Consider the following 13,305-nt stretch of genomic DNA (forward strand, 5'->3'; position numbering starts at 1 on the left):
CCCGCGCCGGCGCGGCATGCCATCCCGACCGTGGGTAAAGACGCACAACCCGACTCTATCGTGAGATCACCGCTCATGGCGCGCGCTCCCGATTGGGCGCGCGTAAGGTGAGGCGCGCCTCAACTCTGATGTAGGGAGGCCGACATAAAAAAACAGGTGCGAGGGCTCACGATAGGCACCGCCATCTTTCTCGTTCTGCTATAATTCCTCCATGACGATCGGGATTACCGGGCCCGAACGGAAGACGCCAGGGCGCAACGCCGTGGTCGGGGTGATTGTGACTGCCATCTTCTCCGGAATTTGCCTGATCCTTCTCGCGATTGTCGGCGACTTCCTGGTCGATTGGATGTGGTTCTCCGCGGTCGGCTATTCGCAGGTTTTCTGGACATCGATCGGCGCGAAAGCCGCAGTCTTTTCCGTCGTCTTCGCGGCAACTGCCGTCATTGCGTGGGCGAACGCCCGGCTGGCACTTTTTCTTGTCCGGCGGCGGCGAGGCCGGCTTCCCGTCGACTTCGACTGGAAGCTTGCGGCCACCGCGGTGCTGCCCGATCCGTTCGAATTCATACGTGATCGGTTGCCATGGCGCCTTGCCATCGCTGGCGGCGCCGGATTCCTCGCTCTGCTTGTCGCATGGGAGGAGGTCGGCAACTGGAGCATCATTCTGCAGTTCCTCTATCAGGTGCCATATGGCGCGAATGATCCGCTGTATGACAAGGATATTGGATTCTATCTGTTTTCGCTGCCCGCCTATATCGCCATCAAGAATTGGGCATTGCTAACGCTGTTCATGAGCGTGCTTCTCGCCGCAGTGATCTATTGGCTGCATGGTCAGATCGAATACCAGGTCCAGCGGTGGTCGATATCACCGACAGCGGTTGCTCACGGCTCGGCGCTGCTCGGCTTGCTCTTTGCGGTGAAGGCATGGTCCTACGCACTCGACCGCTATTTGCTGCTCTACGGAGACAATGGCGTAGTGGTTGGCGCGAGCTACACCGATGTCCACGTGCAGCTCCCCGTTCTCTGGTTGCTGATCGGGCTTTCGATCGTCGCGGCATGCGCCGCGTGGGCGAACCTGTGGGCGCGTACCTACTGGCTCCCCACTGCCGCGATGTTGCTCGTCTTCGGGGGCGCCTTCCTGTTGTCCGGCGTGATCCCGACGCTGTTTCAGCGGTTCTACGTGAAACCGAACGAACTGGAACTGGAGCGGCCCTACATCGAACGCAGCATCCGTCTGACCAGGGAAGCCTATAATCTCGACAAGATCGCCGCCAAGCCCTTTCCTGCGGAACAGGACCTTAGCTTCGCGACACTCGAGGCCAACAAGGCGACCATCGAGAACATCAGATTGTGGGACGGGCAGCCGCTGGCGGATACTTACGCCCAGCTGCAGGAGATACGCACCTATTACAAATTAAGCGACCTGGATGTCGATCGCTACTGGCTTCGCGGCACCTATCAGAGCGTGATGCTGTCGGCACGCGAGCTCAGATCCTCATTGCTGCCGCCGAACGCCCAGACGTGGGTCAACCTCCACCTGCTGTTCACACACGGCAATGGAGCGGTGATGAGCCCGGTAATGCACAAGAGCGCTGAAGGGCTTCCGCTGCTTTATCTGCGGGATATTCCTCCCGTTGCGGACGGCGGCCCCGAAATCCGCGAGCCGCGCATTTATTATGGACAAGAGGAGAGCAACTACGTTGTCATCAGGACGACCACGCCGGAATTCGACTATCCGAAGGGGAGTGAAAACGTATACGCCGTCTATGACGGTGCCGGGGGCATACCTCTGACGGGGATGGTGCGAAAAATCATCTTCGCTCACCACTTCAACGACATGAACCTGCTGCTCTCCAACTACATCACCGACGACAGCCGGATCATGATCCGGCGCAATATCGGGGAACGGCTACGCATGATCGCCCCGTTCCTCAGCCTCGACCACGATGCCTATCTGGTCGTCAGCGAGGGGCGGATGTTCTGGATCCAGGACGCCTATACGATCAGCGACTATTTTCCCTCGGCGCAGCCTGCGCCCGGCCGCAAGCTGAACTATATCCGCAATTCCGTAAAGGCCGTCGTCGACGCCTATAACGGCAGTGTCGACTTTTATCTGATGGATCAGGCGGACCCGATCGCGGCTACCTACCAACGAATCTTTCCGGGGCTCTTCAAGCCGTTTGCGGCAATGCCGTCCGATCTGCAAAAGCACATTCGCTATCCCGAGGACCTCTTCCTGATTCAGGCGCAGCTTTACCAGACCTATCACATGGCATCTGCCGATGTTTTCTATAACCGAGAGGATCTTTGGCAGTTTCCGCGCCAGCCGGCCGGCGACGGCGTCGCGCCGATGGTCCCTTACTACATCGTGATGCGGCTGCCCGGAGAAACCCAGGCCGAGTTCTTTATCATGATCCCCATGGTGCCCAGCCGACGCGACAACATGATCGCATGGCTGGCAGCGCGCTGCGACGCTCCAGACTATGGAAAATTAATCGTCTACGAATTTCCCAAGGAGAAGCTCGTCTACGGACCGTTCCAGATCGAGGCGCGCATTCATCAGAACACGGAGATCTCCCAGCAAATATCGTTGTGGAACCAGATGGGTTCACGGGTGATCCGCGGAAACCTGCTGGTGATCCCGATCGAAAACTCGATCCTATACGTGTCGCCGCTGTACCTGCGTGCGGTCCACGGACACTTGCCCGAGCTCAAGCGCGTGATCGCCGCCTACGGCGAGCATGTCGTCATGAAAGAGACGCTTGCCGAGGCCTTGTCCGCGCTTTTCATCGAAACTAACGCGTCGCCGGCATCGCTGAGCGCTGCAACGGAAATGCCACGTGCGAGCCCTGCGGAAAACAGGGCGCAGGAGGCGCTTGATCGCTACAACCAGGCAATGAAGCTGTTGAAGTCTGGGGATTGGGCAGGCTTCGGCATGCAGATCGACACGATGCGCGATCTTTTGGAAAAAATGAGCCGGCAATCGGCGGGACACTGAGCAACGCCGGCAAATTGCCATTCGACAAAGAGAAATTCTCTAGTGATCTCAAATGCCCAAAAAGCTGAGAAATGTCAGAATGGCTTTTGAACGCATTGGGAATCCGGAGACTTCCAATCTGAATCCTGCAACCCCCGAAGATTGCTTCGCGGTTCGAGCCGCTGTCTGGAAAAGCAGTTTGAGATGGTTGCGCCTCCCTGCAACCACGATTCAGGTGCATCTCAAGCAAGGTTCAAGCCCAAAGCGTTTGGTGCTTGCTGAGGAAGGTGTCTCTGTGCAAGACGATTACTTCCCGAAGTGTGATAAGAGGAATCTTCCTGTGACAGCCTCTCTTGATGGCGAAATTCGCGACGGTCGTCATCATATGCGGGTCCGCGTTTATTTCGAAGATACCGACGCCGGCCAGATTGTTTATCACGCGAATTTCTTGCGCTTCATGGAACGCGGCAGAACGAACTACTTGCGTTTACTCGGAACAAGTCAGCAAGAGCTGCTGAAAGAAGCGCGAGAGGATGCGCCGGGCTTCGCCTTCGTTGTTCGTTCGATGAAGATTGATTTTCTAAAGCCGGCCATCTTGGACGACCTGCTTGACGTCGTCACGATTCCACAAGAGGTGAGGGGCGCCTCGATCATGCTAGATCAGGAAGTGCGCCGCGGCGATGAGTTGCTGCTCGAGGCCAAGGTCAAGGTGGCCTTTGTCTCCGGCGGCCGCGCCAAGCCGATCCCGAAAGCGCTGCGGATTGCCATGAAGGCCGATCAGATTTAGCAATCGCCCGATAGGCGGAATGGCATCGACTTCGCGTGCGGCAGGGCTACAATCTCCGTACATCGCAAAGCCGAGGGTCCCATGTCGCGTCCACCGTTTCCGCCCTTCACCCGAGAGACCGCCGCCCAGAAGGCCCGTATGGCCGAGGACGCCTGGAATTCACGCGATCCGGTGAAAGTGTCGCTCGCCTATACCGAGGACTCGACCTGGCGCAATCGCGGCGAGTTCTTTCAGGGGCGCCCGGCGATTGTCGAATTCCTCACCCGTAAATGGGCGAAGGAGCACGAGTATCGGCTGATCAAGGATTTGTGGGCGTTCGACGGCAATCACATTGCCGTGCGCTTTCAATATGAATGGCACGACGACGCCGGCAACTGGCATCGCTCCTATGGCAATGAGCAATGGGAGTTTGACGAGGCCGGCCTGATGCGCCGCCGCGAGGCGAGTATCAACGATGTGGCCATTGCCGAGAAGGATCGCCGTTTCCTGTGGCCAGCGCCGGGGCCGCGTCCGGCCGACGTGCCGGGTCTCGGCACCGACCCGTTCTAACTAAAGCGAGCCGCTATCGACCACGAATTCGACGCGCTCGGCGACGAAGCGCGAATGCGTAGCGCTCAGCGGCGTGCCGTCGGCATCCACATCGATGGAATCGACAATCAAGATCGGGCGCCCGAGTGCGACACCAAGCCGTGTCGCGTCGGTCGCGTCGATGATCCCTGCGGTGACCTTCGTCGAGGCGCGGCGATAGTCCTTGATGCCGTAATGCGCCAGCGCCTTGGTCATCGAGCGTACGCGCTCATAGACCTTGCCGAAATCAGGAAAGCGTTCGGCCGACAGCCAGTTGGTGCCGACGCAGATCGGTGTCTTGTCAGCGAGGCGCAGCGCCTCGATGCGGATCAGCGGAGCGCCGGCTTTGAGGCCAAGCTGCCTGGCGAGATCGCGTGTTGCCACATCGTCCCAGGCTCCGATCAATTGCGCTTGCGGCTCGCGCCCGCCGGCGCCGGCAATCTCCGAGAAGCGCGTGCGTGACCGCAGGGGATATGCAAGCTTTGGCGATTCCACATAGGTGCCGCTACCGCGCTCGGCGCGCACCAGGCCGCGTTCGGCCAGCGTCGCCAATGCGCGGCGCACGGTGTGGCGATTGACGCGGTAGATGTCAGCCAGTTCAGTCTCGCCAGGCAGCTTTTCGCCAGCGCCATAGCGGCCATCTGCAATGCCGCGCTCAATGCCGTCGGCGACGTGCCGCCATAATGCAACGCCTGTTGGCTTATCCTGAATGGTCACAAAATCGGTCCCGGAATGATGTCGACCACGCATTAGCGAAAAATCGTGCCGCTGTCACGAAACGGTCATTGCCTCCGCCTATAAAGTTGTCTAGTAAATCATACAACTTGTTGAGCGGCGGTGACATGACTTCATCCTCCCTGAACCACCAGCAGGCCCGGCGCCGTGAGGCGATGGGGGTGCTTGGGCACTCCGCCACGGCGGATATCGCCGGATATCTCGATGCGGTGGCTGTTCCCGCCCATGAACAACTGCGTCAGCCGGAAAACGGCCTGGTGATGCTGCGCGGCCGGATCGGCGGCGATGGCGCGCCATTCAATCTCGGCGAGGCGACGGTGTCGCGTGCCGCTGTACGGCTTGCCAGCGGTGAGGTCGGCTTCGGCTACACGCTGGGCCGTGACGGCGCGAAGGCGCAGCTGATCGCGCTCTGCGACGCACTCATCCAGACCGTTGAATTTTCAGATGCTGTCGAGACCAAGGTGCTCACGCCGCTGCGTGCGCGCGTCGTCGCCGATAGCAAGCGCAGGGCTGCGGAGACCGCAGCGACCAAAGTCGATTTCTACACGCTCGTACGCGGGGAGGGCTGATCATGACGACAGTTGCTGAAATGCCGGCCGGTTTCGCGGATAAGGTCCTCGCGGCGCAATCGACCTTCCGTTCGGTGATGGACGCGATGGCGCGTCCCGGCACCGTGCAGCGCATTCAGGCTGTTTCGGGCGTGCCTGCGCCAATGATGCGCGGCGCGGCAGCCATTGCCCTGACGCTGTTCGATCAGGACACGCCGGTGTGGCTCGATAGCAAGTTGGTGGCGACGATGGATGTTGCCAAGTGGATCAAGTTTCACACCAGCGCGCCGGTGATCGCCGACCCTGAGATCTGTGCCTTCGCCGTGGTCGCCGATCCCGCTGCGTTGCCGTCCTTCGAGCAGTTTGCATTCGGCTCCGGCGAATATCCGGATCGCTCCACCACGATCATTCTGCAGGTGGCGAGCCTGATCGAAGGCCCGGCCTATGAGCTGCGCGGTCCAGGTATTGACGGCGCCACGATCTTGCGCGCCGCAATCGGCGTGCCGGACTTGTTGGATCGCCTTGCGTTGAATGCCTCGCTGTTTCCCCGCGGCATCGATCTCGTGCTGGTGTCCGGCGAATCCATCGTCGCGCTGCCGCGCACCACGCGCCTCGTCGCGAAGGAGGGCTGAGCATGTATGTCGCCGTCAAGGGTGGCGAACGCGCCATCGAGAATGCGCATCGTCTGCTGGCCCATGAGCGCCGGGGCGATCGCGATGTGCCGGAAGTATCGCTGGCGCAGATCTCCAATCAGCTCGGGCTCGCCGTCGATCGCGTGATGACCGAAGGCTCGCTCTATGATCGGGAACTCGCGGCGCTGGCCATCAAGCAGGCACGCGGCGACATGATCGAGGCGATCTTCCTGCTGCGCGCCTTCCGCGCAACCTTACCGCGGTTCGGCTCGAGTGAGCCCGTCGATACCTCGCAGATGCAGGTGCGTCGCCGCGTCTCCTCGACCTTCAAGGACATGCCGGGCGGCCAGGTGCTCGGTCCGACCTTCGACTATACGCATCGTTTGCTCGATCCCGTGCTGACCGGCGAATCCTCGCCGGAGCAGCCGGCCATGATCGATGCAGAGCCGGGCGCAATGCCGCGTGTGACTGATATCCTCGGTCGCGACGGTCTGATCGAGACCTCGCCCATCGAAGATCCCGAGAAGCCGGTCGGCGATCTCACCCGCGATGCGCTGAGCTTTCCGGCCGATCGCGATCTGCGCTTGCAGAATCTCGCGCGCGCCGATGAAGGGTTTCTGCTCTCGCTCGGCTATTCCTCGCAGCGCGGCTATGGCCGCAACCATCCTTTCGCCGGCGAAATCCGTCTTGGCGAGGTCGAGGTCGAATTCATGGCTGAGGATGTCGGCTTTGCGGTGCCTCTCGGGTCGATCACGCTGACCGAGTGTCAGATGGTCAACCAGTTCAAGGGCTCGGATACCGAGGCGCCTTGCTTCACCCGCGGCTACGGTCTCGCCTTCGGTCAGAGCGAGCGCAAGGTGATGTCGATGGCGCTGGTGGATCGCACGCTGCGTGCGCGCGAACTCGGCGAGGACATCAAGGCGCCGGCGCAGGACGAGGAATTCGTCATGTCGCATTCCGACAATGTGCAGGCCACCGGCTTCGTCGAACATCTGAAGCTGCCGCATTATGTCGACTTCCAGTCCGAGCTCGGCCTGCTTCGCAAGCTGCGCAAGGAATTCGCCGATGCCAACGAGACGCCCGTTGCTCTTCAGGAGGCCGCGGAATGAACGCGCCGACATATAACTTCGCCTATCTCGATGAGCAGACCAAGCGGATGATCCGCCGTGCCATTCTCAAGGCGATCGCGATCCCCGGCTATCAGGTGCCGTTCGCCAGCAGGGAAATGCCGATGCCCTATGGTTGGGGCACCGGCGGCGTGCAGGTCACGGCGGCGATCCTCGGTCCCGTCGACAAGCTCAAGGTGATCGACCAGGGCTCTGACGACACCACCAACGCGATCTCGATCCGTAAATTCTTCGAGAAAACGGCCGGCGTTGCGGTGACCACGAGCACGGGCGATGCGACGGTGATCCAGACCCGGCACCGCATTCCCGAAGCGACGCTGCAGGCGCATCAGGTGCTGGTCTATCAGGTCCCGATTCCGGAACCGCTGCGCTTCCTCGAGCCGCGCGAGACCGAAACGCGCCGCATGCACGCGCTCGGCGAATACGGCCTGATCCACGTGAAGCTGTATGAGGACATCGCGCGCTTCGGCCATATCGCGACGGCCTATGCCTATCCGGTCAAGGTCAATGCGCGCTACGTGATGGATCCATCGCCGACGCCGAAATTCGACAATCCGAAGATGAACAACAGCGCGGCGTTGCAATTGTTCGGCGCCGGCCGCGAGAAGCGCATCTATGCGATCCCGCCCTATACGTCGGTGGTGTCGCTGGATTTCGAGGACCACCCGTTCGAGCCCTACAAGCACAATGCCTGCTGCGCACTATGCAACGCCGAAGATAGCTATCTCGACGAGATCGTCACCGACAACAAGGGCAGCCGGATGTTCGTCTGCTCCGACACCGATTATTGCGAAACGCGGCAATCACAGGGACATCGCGGCAGCGAGAACGCTGCGCCTTATGCGGAGAGCGCAAATGCTTGATGTTACAGCGAATTCAACTGCACCGGCCGTGCGCGCACCTGCGAGTGATGAGCCGTTGCTTGTTGCGGCAAACCTGGGAAAATCTTATGGCCGTCTTGCGGCATGCCGCGACGTGTCGTTCGAACTCTATTCCGGTGAAGTGCTGGCCATCGTCGGCGAGTCCGGCTCAGGAAAATCGACGCTACTGCAGATCCTCTCCGGCCAATTGGCGTCGAGCACCGGCAGCGTCTCCTACCGGATGCGCGATGGCGTGACGCGCGATCTCGCGACCATGGGCGAGGCCGAGCGGCGTTTTCTGTTTCGCACCGACTGGGGCTTCGTGCATCAGGATCCCGCGATGGGTCTGCGCATGGCGGTGTCCGCGGGTGCAAATGTCGGCGAGCGGCTGATGGCGGTTGGTCATAATCACTATGGAAAAATCCGCGACACCGCGTCGTCCTGGCTCGAGCGCGTCGAGATTTCGCCGGAGCGTATCGACGATGCGCCGCGGACCTATTCGGGCGGCATGCGTCAGCGACTGCAGATCGCGCGCAATCTTGTGACCGAACCGCGGCTTGTCTTCATGGACGAGCCGACTGGTGGCCTCGACGTGTCGGTGCAGGCGCGCTTGCTGGACATGATGCGCACGCTGGTTTCGGAGCTTGGTCTCTCGGCCATCGTCGTGACTCACGATCTCGCGGTGGCACGGTTGTTGTCGCATCGCGTGATGGTGATGCAGGGCGGTCGCGTGATCGAGACCGGTCTCACCGATCAGGTGCTCGACGATCCCCGCGAGCCCTATACGCAACTGCTCGTCTCCTCGATCCTGCCGGCGTGAGGTCAACATGATTCCGATGATCGATATCCGCAACGCCGAGAAGACCTTCATCATGCATTTGCAGGACGGCATCCGGCTGCCGGTGGTGCGCAACGTGTCGTTTCATGTGGCACCCGGCGAATGCGTGGTGCTGTCCGGCCCGTCAGGCGCAGGCAAGTCGTCGATCCTGAAGATGATCTTTGGCAATTATCGTTGCGACGGCGGCACCATCGGAGTGCGCCACAAGGGCGACGTTGTCGACATCGCCACGGCTGAGCCGCGGCAGGTGCTGAACGTGCGCCGGGACACCATCGGTTATGTCAGCCAATTCCTGCGCGCGGTGCCGCGTGTCGCCGCGATCGATGTGGTCGCCGAGCCGCTGCTCGCTGCTAGCGTGACGCGCGAGCAAGCGCAGGCGCGTGCGGGTGTGTTGCTCCGTCGCCTCAACATTCCCGAGCGGCTGTGGAAGCTGCCGCCCTCGACCTTTTCCGGCGGTGAGCAGCAGCGCGTCAATATTGCGCGCGGCTTCATCTCCGATCTGCCTATCCTGTTGCTGGACGAACCGACCGCGTCGCTCGATGCCGCCAACCGTGCCGTTGTCGTCGAACTGGTCGCCGAGAAAAAACGTGCGGGTGTCGCCATGGTCGCCATTGTACATGACGACGAAGTGCGGCACTTGATCGCTGACCGGCTGGTGGACGTCGCATCCTTCGCCGCCGCTGCTGCCTGAGAAAGAGAAACATGACCGCATCATCGACCGAAACCGTCATCGGCAACGCCAGGATCGTTCTTGCCGACCGCGTCATCGACAAGGGCTGGATCGCCTTTGTTGACGGTCGCATTGCCGAATTCGGCGAGGGCGATGCGCCTCGTGGCAGCGAGGATATGCGCGGCGATCTGGTGATGCCGGGTCTTGTCGAATTGCACACCGATCACCTCGAAGCGCATTTCATGCCACGGCCGAAGGTGTTCTGGGATCCCATCGCCGCAGTGGTCTCCTATGACGGCCAGCTCGCCACGTCGGGCATTACCACGGTGCTCGACTCGGTGCGGGTCGGCTGCGAGGACTCAAGCCAGGGCATCGACAGCTATGCCGGCGTGCTGGTGGATTCCATTGCTTCTGCCGGCGAAGCCAGTCTCCTGCGGGTCGATCACTTCCTGCATCTGCGCTGCGAGATTCCGATGCCGACCGTGGTCGAGGAAGCGAAGGCGCTATTGGCGAAGCCGAACGTCCGGCTGATGTCGCTGATGGACCACACGCCCGGCCAGCGCCAGTTCCGCGATGAGGAGAAGCTGCGCACCTATTATCGCGGCAAGGGCGGTAAGTCCGACGCCGAGCTCGATGTAATGTTCGCGCAGCGCCTGGCCTGCCAGCAGCAATATGCGGCCGGCAATATGAGGGCGATCGTGGCGCTAGCGCACGAGCGTAACATTCCGCTGGCGAGCCATGACGACACCACGGAAGACAACGTGACCGAAGCCGTTGGAGACAAGGTCTCGGTGGCCGAATTCCCGACGACGCTGGAGGCGGCTCAGGGCCTGCACAAGGCCGGCATCGGCATCCTGATGGGCGCGCCGAATGTCGTCCGCAACGGTTCGCATTCCGGCAATATCGCGGCGATCGATCTCGCCCGTGAAGGCATGCTGGATATCCTGTCGTCGGACTATGTGCCGTCGAGCCTTCTGATGGGAGCCTTGCAGCTCTCGAGCAAGGTGCCTTCGATCGATCTGGCCAAGGCGATCCGCACTGTGACCAAGCGGCCCGCGGAAGCCGTTGGCCTCATGGATCGCGGTGAGATCGCAGTCGGCAAGCGCGCCGACGTAATCCGCGTCCATGTCGCCCATGACGTGCCGGTGGTGCGCAGCGTCTGGCGCGAAGGACACCGCGTGGCATGACCGACACCGCGGCGATATCCGAAGCGCAATCAGGCCGGATCGGCCCCGGCCGGTTGGTGCTGGTGGTTGGCCCGTCGGGTGCCGGCAAGGATACGCTGATCGGTCTGGCGCAGGCCGCCTGCGCAGATGATGACAATGTGGTGTTCACGCGCCGCGTGGTGACGCGCGAGGCGTCGGAATTCGAGAATAATGCGCAGGTCACGCCGGAGGCGTTCCGTCAGGCACAGGCGAGCGGTGCCTTCGCCGTCCACTGGGAAGCGCATGGTCTTTGTTATGCGCTTCCGCGCTCGATCGATGATGCGCTTCGCGCCGGCCGCAATGTCGTTGCCAATATCTCACGAACGGTTATCCCGGCCCTACGTGCCGCTTATGAAGATGTCGTCGTCGTGTCGATCACGGCGCCGCCGGAAGTGCTTGCGGCGCGACTTGCGGCGCGGGGACGCTCAAGCGATGGCCCGATCGGCGATCGGCTCAAGCGCAGCGTCGAGACATCAGGTGCCGACGTCACGATCAACAATATCGGTGTCGCGGAAGATCATGCGGATGACCTGATACGGGTCATCAGGGGTCAATAGATACGGCGGAGGGGAGTGCGGCCATGTCGGTGATCGAAACCATCGAGCAGCTCGAAGAGATCTACGGCCGTTTCGATGACATCGGCGAAGCATCCACCGCCAAGGTAGCGGACTGCGTAACGGCGCAGTACCGGCGGTTGATCGAGGTCTCGCCCTTCGCCGCTCTGGCGACCACCGGCCCGGAGGGGCTGGATTGCTCACCGCGCGGCGACAAACCGGGCTTCGTCCGGATCCATGACGAGCGCACTTTGATGATGCCGGACCGCCGCGGCAACAATCGCGTGGACTCCCTGCGCAACATCGTGCGCGATCCCAACATCGCGCTGCTGTTCCTGATCCCCGGCGCCGGCACCACGCTCCGCATCAACGGGACGGCGCATCTCTCAACGGATCCGGACCTGCTGGCGTCCTTCGCCGTGGAGGAGAAGGCACCACGCACGGTGATCGTGATGACGGTCGGGGAGATCTATTTCCAGTGCGCCCGCGCCATCGTGCGGTCCGATCTCTGGAACCCTGACAAACGCGTCGACCCGAAGACCCTGCCGACGCCCGGCGAGATCCTGGCAGAGATGAGCGAGCGCCGGGTCGGCGGTCCGGAATATGACCGGCAATGGCCGGAAAGGGCGCGCCAGACCATGTGGTGAGGGGGCGAATCTGCGGGTGATTTTGCGGTGCGTTTCCGTCACCTTCGGCGAATCCGTAGGCCCTTTGTTTCAAGTATTTTGCGCTTGCGAGGGTCCCGAAACCCTGCCGTACAAGTCGAATCGGGGTTTGGTGGTCAAAAAACACCATTTTTCCCGGCAAAATCTGTGAAAATTTCATTGAGCACGGGTTTTTTCCCGTAATTCCTCATAGTGTCTGTCTCACCGAATCACGGCAAACCAAAAGGTGCAAAATGGCAGACCAAATGACGAAGTCGCAGCTCATCGAGAAAATCGCTGAGACCACTGAGCTCTCGAAGAAGGACGTCAAGGGCGTCATCGAGACCATGGCGACCCTCGGCTACAAAGAGCTGAAGAAGAGCGGCGTGTTCCTCGTTCCCGGCTTCGCCAAGTTCGTTGTCATCAAGAAGCCCGCCACCAAGGCACGCAAGGGCACCAACCCCTTCACCGGCGAAGCAATGACCTTCAAGGCCAAGCCGGCCCGCAAGATCGTGCGCGCTCGCCCGGTCAAGGCTGCGAAGGACGCGGTCTAAGCGGACCTGCGGCGCGGCTGTCGTGAGGCGGCCGCAGCCAATTCAAATTGAGGACGGCGCGGCTTCCTTGGGGATGCTGCGCCGTTGTCGTTCTGATGAGGCCGTAGGATGGGTTTCGCGAAGACGCTCTACCCATCCTACGTGCTCCGCCGCCACGCCAAATGCTGTCATCACCGGGCTTGTCCCGGTGATCCACGTCTTGGTTGCGAAGGAAGGCGTGGATGGCCGGGACAAGCCCGGCCATGACGGAGAGTTGGGGCTTACTCGTTCAGCCGCTTCTTGTAGGCGATGGGGTCCATGTCCCGGATATCGACGCTGAGGCTCTTGGTCTGTGGCAGCAGTTCGGCCATCGCTGCCCGCAGCGCTTCACTGACGACAACCTTCTGCTCGGGCGTGCGGCCTTCGAGCATCGATACGGTGACATGGCAGAAGCCGTCGTGCTGCCGCGCCACCAGATAATTCGCATAGGCCATCGTGCGGACCTTGATGTCCCCCGCCTGCATCACGCCGGTGGCGGCTGCTGCATCATGCAGGGCCTGCATCAGGCTGGTGGCGTCGAACAGGCTGCCATGGCCTTCGGTGGAGTGTTCGATGACGATATGCGGCATAG

15 protein-coding genes are annotated in these 13,305 nt (G+C 61.3%); 13 read left to right on the forward strand and 2 right to left on the reverse strand.

The annotated features are described in order from the left end of the window. Positions 1 to 211 precede the first annotated feature (211 nt). The 3 genes from AB8A33_RS06015 (at position 212) to AB8A33_RS06025 (ending at position 4,310) form a co-directional block, all read left to right on the forward strand. Positions 212 to 2,995, forward strand: coding sequence for a UPF0182 family membrane protein (locus AB8A33_RS06015; RefSeq protein ID WP_439091939.1), 2,784 nt, complete (start codon positions 212 to 214; stop codon positions 2,993 to 2,995). A gap of 319 nt (positions 2,996 to 3,314) precedes the next feature. Further along, positions 3,315 to 3,761, forward strand: coding sequence for a tol-pal system-associated acyl-CoA thioesterase (ybgC, locus tag AB8A33_RS06020; RefSeq protein ID WP_439095867.1), 447 nt, complete (start codon positions 3,315 to 3,317; stop codon positions 3,759 to 3,761). Between the two features lie 81 nt (positions 3,762 to 3,842). Then, positions 3,843 to 4,310 (forward strand): nuclear transport factor 2 family protein, encoded by a 468-nt coding sequence (locus tag AB8A33_RS06025; RefSeq protein WP_315843247.1) that lies wholly within the window; start codon positions 3,843 to 3,845, stop codon positions 4,308 to 4,310. On the opposite strand, the gene phnF is transcribed toward AB8A33_RS06025, so the two are convergent. Then, positions 4,311 to 5,045 carry a phosphonate metabolism transcriptional regulator PhnF gene (phnF, locus tag AB8A33_RS06030; protein ID WP_068735417.1) on the reverse strand — a complete coding sequence of 245 codons (735 nt, stop codon included), beginning with the start codon at positions 5,043 to 5,045 and terminating at the stop codon, positions 4,311 to 4,313. Between the two features lie 125 nt (positions 5,046 to 5,170). Here phnF and phnG point away from each other — a divergent pair, with 125 nt between their 5' ends. The 10 genes from phnG (at position 5,171) to AB8A33_RS06080 (ending at position 12,695) form a co-directional block, all read left to right on the forward strand. Further along, the gene (gene phnG / locus AB8A33_RS06035; RefSeq protein ID WP_439091940.1) at positions 5,171 to 5,632 is read left to right on the forward strand and encodes a phosphonate C-P lyase system protein PhnG; all 462 of its coding nucleotides are present in this window, start codon (positions 5,171 to 5,173) and stop codon (positions 5,630 to 5,632) included. 2 nt (positions 5,633 to 5,634) lie between these two features. Further along, a complete protein-coding gene (phnH, locus tag AB8A33_RS06040) occupies positions 5,635 to 6,243 on the forward strand; it encodes a phosphonate C-P lyase system protein PhnH (RefSeq protein WP_439091941.1) in 609 nt (202 codons plus the stop codon). Between the two features lie 2 nt (positions 6,244 to 6,245). Next, positions 6,246 to 7,352: a carbon-phosphorus lyase complex subunit PhnI gene (locus tag AB8A33_RS06045; protein ID WP_439091942.1), complete on the forward strand. Its 1,107-nt coding sequence runs from the start codon at positions 6,246 to 6,248 to the stop codon at positions 7,350 to 7,352. Further along, a complete protein-coding gene (locus AB8A33_RS06050; protein WP_439091943.1) occupies positions 7,349 to 8,233 on the forward strand; it encodes an alpha-D-ribose 1-methylphosphonate 5-phosphate C-P-lyase PhnJ in 885 nt (294 codons plus the stop codon). Before AB8A33_RS06045 ends, AB8A33_RS06050 begins: the two co-directional genes overlap by 4 nt. Then, entirely contained in the window at positions 8,226 to 9,050 is an 825-nt protein-coding gene (gene phnK / locus AB8A33_RS06055; RefSeq protein ID WP_439091944.1) for a phosphonate C-P lyase system protein PhnK, read from the forward strand. The genes AB8A33_RS06050 and phnK overlap by 8 nt, the downstream gene beginning before the upstream one ends. Positions 9,051 to 9,057: 7 nt before the next feature. Then, positions 9,058 to 9,759: a phosphonate C-P lyase system protein PhnL gene (gene phnL / locus AB8A33_RS06060; RefSeq protein WP_439091945.1), complete on the forward strand. Its 702-nt coding sequence runs from the start codon at positions 9,058 to 9,060 to the stop codon at positions 9,757 to 9,759. Between the two features lie 11 nt (positions 9,760 to 9,770). Beyond that, complete coding sequence (locus tag AB8A33_RS06065; RefSeq protein ID WP_439091946.1) at positions 9,771 to 10,925, forward strand: alpha-D-ribose 1-methylphosphonate 5-triphosphate diphosphatase; 1,155 nt, start codon at positions 9,771 to 9,773, stop codon at positions 10,923 to 10,925. After that, on the forward strand, positions 10,922 to 11,500 hold the full coding sequence (gene phnN, locus AB8A33_RS06070) for a phosphonate metabolism protein/1,5-bisphosphokinase (PRPP-forming) PhnN (protein ID WP_439091947.1): 579 nt from the start codon (positions 10,922 to 10,924) through the stop codon (positions 11,498 to 11,500). Before AB8A33_RS06065 ends, phnN begins: the two co-directional genes overlap by 4 nt. Before the next feature lie 23 nt (positions 11,501 to 11,523). After that, on the forward strand, positions 11,524 to 12,144 hold the full coding sequence (locus tag AB8A33_RS06075) for a pyridoxamine 5'-phosphate oxidase family protein (protein WP_115030117.1): 621 nt from the start codon (positions 11,524 to 11,526) through the stop codon (positions 12,142 to 12,144). A 251-nt stretch (positions 12,145 to 12,395) separates the two neighbouring features. Continuing rightward, positions 12,396 to 12,695, forward strand: coding sequence for an HU family DNA-binding protein (locus tag AB8A33_RS06080; RefSeq protein WP_068735221.1), 300 nt, complete (start codon positions 12,396 to 12,398; stop codon positions 12,693 to 12,695). A gap of 260 nt (positions 12,696 to 12,955) precedes the next feature. On the opposite strand, the gene AB8A33_RS06085 is transcribed toward AB8A33_RS06080, so the two are convergent. Next, complete coding sequence (locus AB8A33_RS06085; RefSeq protein WP_439091948.1) at positions 12,956 to 13,303, reverse strand: 5-carboxymethyl-2-hydroxymuconate Delta-isomerase; 348 nt, start codon at positions 13,301 to 13,303, stop codon at positions 12,956 to 12,958. Positions 13,304 to 13,305 lie beyond the last annotated feature (2 nt).

Source organism: Tardiphaga sp. 813_E8_N1_3 (assembly GCF_051811025.1).
Classification (GTDB): Bacteria; Pseudomonadota; Alphaproteobacteria; order Rhizobiales; family Xanthobacteraceae; genus Tardiphaga.

Bases quoted from the DNA above. Each gene is read 5' to 3' on its own strand.
- AB8A33_RS06015 (WP_439091939.1), top strand. From the start codon at position 212: ATGACGATCGGGATTACCGGGCCCGAACGGAAGACGCCAGGGCGCAAC.
- AB8A33_RS06025 (WP_315843247.1), top strand. From the start codon at position 3,843: ATGTCGCGTCCACCGTTTCCGCCCTTCACCCGAGAGACCGCCGCCCAG.
- phnG (WP_439091940.1), top strand. From the start codon at position 5,171: ATGACTTCATCCTCCCTGAACCACCAGCAGGCCCGGCGCCGTGAGGCG.
- phnH (WP_439091941.1), top strand. From the start codon at position 5,635: ATGACGACAGTTGCTGAAATGCCGGCCGGTTTCGCGGATAAGGTCCTC.
- AB8A33_RS06045 (WP_439091942.1), top strand. From the start codon at position 6,246: ATGTATGTCGCCGTCAAGGGTGGCGAACGCGCCATCGAGAATGCGCAT.
- AB8A33_RS06050 (WP_439091943.1), top strand. From the start codon at position 7,349: ATGAACGCGCCGACATATAACTTCGCCTATCTCGATGAGCAGACCAAG.
- phnK (WP_439091944.1), top strand. From the start codon at position 8,226: ATGCTTGATGTTACAGCGAATTCAACTGCACCGGCCGTGCGCGCACCT.
- phnL (WP_439091945.1), top strand. From the start codon at position 9,058: ATGATTCCGATGATCGATATCCGCAACGCCGAGAAGACCTTCATCATG.
- AB8A33_RS06065 (WP_439091946.1), top strand. From the start codon at position 9,771: ATGACCGCATCATCGACCGAAACCGTCATCGGCAACGCCAGGATCGTT.
- phnN (WP_439091947.1), top strand. From the start codon at position 10,922: ATGACCGACACCGCGGCGATATCCGAAGCGCAATCAGGCCGGATCGGC.
- AB8A33_RS06075 (WP_115030117.1), top strand. From the start codon at position 11,524: ATGTCGGTGATCGAAACCATCGAGCAGCTCGAAGAGATCTACGGCCGT.
- AB8A33_RS06080 (WP_068735221.1), top strand. From the start codon at position 12,396: ATGGCAGACCAAATGACGAAGTCGCAGCTCATCGAGAAAATCGCTGAG.
- AB8A33_RS06085 (WP_439091948.1), bottom strand. From the start codon at position 13,303: ATGCCGCATATCGTCATCGAACACTCCACCGAAGGCCATGGCAGCCTG.